This window comes from Thermogutta sp. (genome assembly GCF_039793925.1).
Taxonomy (GTDB): Bacteria; Planctomycetota; Planctomycetia; order Pirellulales; family Thermoguttaceae; genus Thermogutta.
This window is the reverse complement of sequence record NZ_JBAMME010000280.1, coordinates 1-4,395: the sequence shown is the minus strand read 5'-3', so window position 1 is coordinate 4,395 and position 4,395 is coordinate 1. Positions and strand designations below refer to the sequence as shown.

Sequence of the window (4,395 nt, the reverse complement as noted above, 5' to 3'; positions counted from 1 at the left end):
AGAGAACCTGAATCGCCCCAACCGCGCGTGGCTGGTGATCGATTGTGTGTAACAGACTAAGGAACCTCGCTGACGATGCTGAGCTAAATTTGCAGCCAACGAACCTCGCTGAGCCGCGTACAATTAAAAGCTGCTTCTCTTGATAGACGAGCAGGAAGACCCATGATTTCCGGTTACCTTCGTCGAGCCATTCCGAGCGATTCTAGAGGACCTTTCGTATGGCAGACAAGTCTAACGACCATTCACTACCAGAAGTGCAGCCCACAGAGGAATCCGAATCTGGTTTCGCAGAACTTCTGCGCTACACACTGCTTGGATATCTCGGAGGACTTGCTGTTGGGGTACTTCTCGACACGCTTGGTTTTCATAAAGCCGCGCTCGGTCAGTGGCTTGTGAGAACGTTGGGCGGTGAAGCTGAAAGTCTCTTTGAAGGCCTCTTCGCGCTCCGCCAGCGGATATTGAGAAAGACTGCCTCCATCGCCGAAAGTTACGCCTGGGGTAAATTTCTGGGAATGATCGCCCCCTGGGGCATTGACGCATTGAGCCGTTTCCTGGGGCTTGACGTGTACAGCGTGGAGGGGTTCTACATTCCTTACTTTTATGCAATGAGCGACCAGATCGGTGCGAACATAGCCGGAATCATCCACCTCCGCAAAGAAACTGGTGATTGGATAACGGCAATCCGCAGGTATTTCCGTCATCCTGTAATGTTAGCCAGCTTAGGAGTCATCCTCGTCGTGCCGATTGGGCTTCTTGTGGCACGCCTTATGGGATTCAGTCCCACTACGCAGGTGGCCACAGCGATCGAAATCATTGCTTCCAATTTGTGCTGGGTACCTCCTGCGGTGGGCTGGCTGACAGAGAAGCGCCATGCCATGGAGTCTGGTAAATGAATGGAACGACTCAATGCACAGATAATCGCCAGTTTCTCCAAAATATACCAGACGCACCGGGCTGGATTTTCGCACAAAATCGCGATGCACAATAAAAATGTAAAAGTATTGTTCGACGGTTCCTCGGTCGAAAATGGCTCAGTGGCGATTTACAATCAACAGAAGATTAGAATCACAGGATATCTCCGTATGCTTCAGGAAGATGCTGCCCGTTTCAGTTCCCAATCAGGGCCAAATAAACGAGCCAGTGTAATGAGAAATTACGAGGAAGTGGGCCATGGACTACAAAACCAAGTGGTTCTCTATTCAGCAGAATCCGAATGAAACCGTCATCACGTTTCATCCCGAGCCTCATGTTCGATTTTGGCCACCCTCCGTGCTCCGTGAAGCCCCGCTCCCGCGAAGTTGGAAAACGGGCGGAAGAGTAGTGATCACGGGATCGGGTGCCGTCTGGATGTACGCCCATGCCGCTGCTTTGGTTGCAGCGAACGGGGGTTGCGTGGAAGTGCGCAAACCACAAGATCAAGCTAGCCGGAACGTGGGTGACGCCTCAACTCCGCGATCCTTCTCTCCCCGGGACTTTTTTGTGGTGGAAGACCGGGAGTTGGGTGACGGACAAAGAATCGTCCTTGTGAAGCTGGATATCAGGCCCGCGCCTCCTGTTGCCAGGGAACAGTTAGCGGAAGTGGTGAAAGCACTTTGCCATGAGTTGGACAAACTGCAAGGTAGAATCAGCATTTATTTAACGGGGTCCGGCCCGGTGGAAGTTTACGCGGGGATCGCGTCGGCCGCGGTTTCCCGAGGGGTTTCGCGCATCGTTTGTGTGTCCCCCCGGGATGGATACGTCAATGTTTGGCCATGTGATGAGGAAACCCCCGAGGTTCCCTCTGAGGCCATCGATTGGATTCACAGTTTACTCCGGCCGAAGCAGGGCTCAATCACGTTAGGGGTGGTCGGCGATCCCAATTGCGGCAAATCCGTCTTGAGCAGGGTGCTTTATTATTGCGCCGTTAAAGCGAACTATTGGAGCTGGCGTTTCGATTCGGACGGTCAGTCTCCGACACCCGAGTGGTATCTATCACTCCGCCAGGTGTCGCGGGAACAGGCAGAGCAACTGCGCAAGTCGCAAAAAATCGGATGGACCAAGGAAATGGAAGAAACTTTAACGGCGCAACTGCGCGGCGCCCGGGATTATTTCGACGTGCTCATCGTCGATTTGCCAGGAGGTAATTTGAAGGCGTCACCGCCTCAACGCATTCCGCCGGGGCGTGAAACATTGTTCGAACTTGTGGATAAGTTCGTCCTTGTTTACCAATATGATGCGTCACCGCAGCCATGGATTGATGCCCTGCGGGAACATCAACTCGACACGCGAATTATCGCAATGATTGCCTCGGCCCATCCTCACCAGTTCCCCACGCTGACTCTCACCAAAACAGCCAACGCGATTTGGGAAGGGCTCGCCACTGGCTTGGACCGCGGGGTAGATCTGAATACTATTGTCAGCTCTTTCCACGAAGCGCTTCTCCCGTTCTGGGAAACAATAGTCGGCCTCCACAAGTCTCACGATTGAATCGCTATCGCCGGGTGTATTTTAGAACCGCAATTGTTCTAATTCTTACCCCATTCAACGTGTAGCCTCTGCGGGCGCGACGCGAGGCGGCGCAAGACCAGCCGAGACTTTATCCAAAATGAGAAGCCAATCCTGCCCTCGGCCAGTCCCGGGGGCGCGAAGAGTCAGTGATCCGGCCGGCTTTTGTCGACCACCCTCGTGAACATCTCCTGTGCGCGGATCAAACCACCACACTTGGACCTCTTCTTTTGCCGCTATTTTCCAGTGGACCGTCAATTCTCCGCCTGTCGGCAGGTAAACCAGCACAAACGTGTCGTCGACGGACCGGGCAGCACGACGATGATCGGCCCCCTCCAGTTTATTACCTTCGATGAGCGATTGATCGGGCACCAGCCGATACCAGGGACGCTGGGTCAGGATCGCCCGCATGAGTCCCATCTGGGCGCTGCCCGGATGATGGAGGGCTTCTTTCCACGGTGTGCGCGCGAAGGTGATGGGCTTCCGGGGCGGCTCGTACATTTGCCAGATATTGTGGTTTCCGTAGGTGTGCCCGCAGGCGCCGCTCAGCATCGACCAGTAAGCCGCTTGGCGGACATCCCAATCGTCGAACCACTCCCTGCCCTGTTTCCAATTGACGGGATGATCTTCGTAGCGCGGCTCACCATCAACGACTGGTTTGATCGGCAGTAATTCCCTCAGTGCCAAAGTAGTTTTGTAGTTTGGGAGGTTGAACGCACTGTGGCCGGATTGAAACATGTTAAAGGCCAACCAATCATCTTTATGGAACCACTGGGCAGAATTCGATCCGCCCATGGGATGGTACGTCATCAAATGAGCGCCGCCGTCTCCCTCGGCAAGTCCCGCTGCAAGTGCCCGCACAATCGCGAGATGACGGTCACTCTCGGGATTCCGGTCGCCACCGAGAATCCAAATGATGGCGTGGTCTCGGTACCGCTGGCCCAGCCATCGCCCGTAAACCCTGGCATTTTCTGGAGTAAAAATTTCCGGTCCCACGCCCCACTTTTTATTCCATTTATCACCCCAGGTCGGCAGCATTCCGATGAATAAACCGAGTTCTTCCGCACGCTGAACAATCCAATCCACGTGGTCCCAATAGTCATTATCGGGGCCGTCTTGGACGGCCGGTCTTGTGGGATCATCGTTCAAAAGCGGCACATGGCCGTAAGCGTTGGGAGAATGGAGACCGTCGAGTTCCGCCAAAACCACGGCCTGGATGACAGTAAATCCCTTTTTCGCACGGTCGGCTAAATAAAGCTCGGCTTCCTCACGATTGAGGCGATGAAACAATTCCCATGCGGTATCACCAAGATAGAAGAACGGCTGTCCGTTGCTGGTCACAAGATATCGGCCATTGTCAGAGACACGGAGTCGCTGCGGCGGCGCTGCATTGACGCTGCAAGACAAACCGAAACCGATTGCCAAAGCAAAAAGACACCACCGGTATGTCCAGACGACGTTACGGTCTTTCAGAACCATGCGGCACTCCTCATTGAAAGAGAATCACCTCCTGCGCCTCAATCGGCACACTCCGAATGGGTTTTACAAGTAAACCCGGCAACAACGATAAGTTAGGCGTGAAGTTTTACTATTTCAAGAGTTCCGGCAAACGGTCGAAGAGTTCTGACGCCTTTTCGATCAACTTGCGGAATTCTTGAGGTGACTGCATGATGCGTTGGATGCTGCGTCCAGGACGGCTGCCGTGGGCACAGGCATTCCGTGTGCGCAGAAGATCGGTCAGCAACTGTTTTTGTGCGTGGCCAAGCTGGCTAAACAGCTCACGCTTGCCCTGTTGACGATGTTTATAATCCAGAGGATCCCCGGGCAAATTGAGGATTCTCGCTGCCGCAATCAGAAGGGATTCGTACATTAGGACGGCAGCCCGGAAGTAGTCTTCGTGATCCAATGCCT

The 4,395-nt window shown here is 54.0% G+C and carries 5 protein-coding genes; 3 read left to right on the top strand and 2 right to left on the bottom strand.

The annotated features are described in order from the left end of the window. Window positions 1-218: 218 nt before the first annotated feature. Genes ABJK56_RS14085 through ABJK56_RS14075 form a run of 3 tightly spaced genes read left to right on the top strand, consistent with a single transcriptional unit; the run spans window position 219 to window position 2,466 of the window. Window positions 219-893: a hypothetical protein gene (locus ABJK56_RS14085; RefSeq protein ID WP_347245301.1), complete on the top strand. Its 675-nt coding sequence runs from the start codon at window positions 219-221 to the stop codon at window positions 891-893. Next, window positions 894-1,217, top strand: coding sequence for a hypothetical protein (locus tag ABJK56_RS14080; protein WP_347245300.1), 324 nt, complete (start codon window positions 894-896; stop codon window positions 1,215-1,217). Continuing rightward, the gene (locus ABJK56_RS14075; RefSeq protein WP_347245299.1) at window positions 1,171-2,466 is read left to right on the top strand and encodes a hypothetical protein; all 1,296 of its coding nucleotides are present in this window, start codon (window positions 1,171-1,173) and stop codon (window positions 2,464-2,466) included. The genes ABJK56_RS14080 and ABJK56_RS14075 overlap by 47 nt, the downstream gene beginning before the upstream one ends. A gap of 54 nt (window positions 2,467-2,520) precedes the next feature. On the opposite strand, the gene ABJK56_RS14070 is transcribed toward ABJK56_RS14075, so the two are convergent. Beyond that, window positions 2,521-3,963, bottom strand: coding sequence for a glycoside hydrolase family 140 protein (locus ABJK56_RS14070; protein WP_347245298.1), 1,443 nt, complete (start codon window positions 3,961-3,963; stop codon window positions 2,521-2,523). 109 nt (window positions 3,964-4,072) lie between these two features. Next, a partial coding sequence (locus ABJK56_RS14065; RefSeq protein WP_347245297.1) for a hypothetical protein occupies window positions 4,073-4,395 on the bottom strand: 323 nt, incomplete at its 5' end.

Bases quoted from the DNA above. Each gene is read 5' to 3' on its own strand.
- ABJK56_RS14075 (WP_347245299.1), top strand. From the start codon at position 1,171: ATGGACTACAAAACCAAGTGGTTCTCTATTCAGCAGAATCCGAATGAA.
- ABJK56_RS14070 (WP_347245298.1), bottom strand. From the start codon at position 3,963: ATGGTTCTGAAAGACCGTAACGTCGTCTGGACATACCGGTGGTGTCTT.
- ABJK56_RS14085 (WP_347245301.1), top strand. From the start codon at position 219: ATGGCAGACAAGTCTAACGACCATTCACTACCAGAAGTGCAGCCCACA.
- ABJK56_RS14080 (WP_347245300.1), top strand. From the start codon at position 894: ATGGAACGACTCAATGCACAGATAATCGCCAGTTTCTCCAAAATATAC.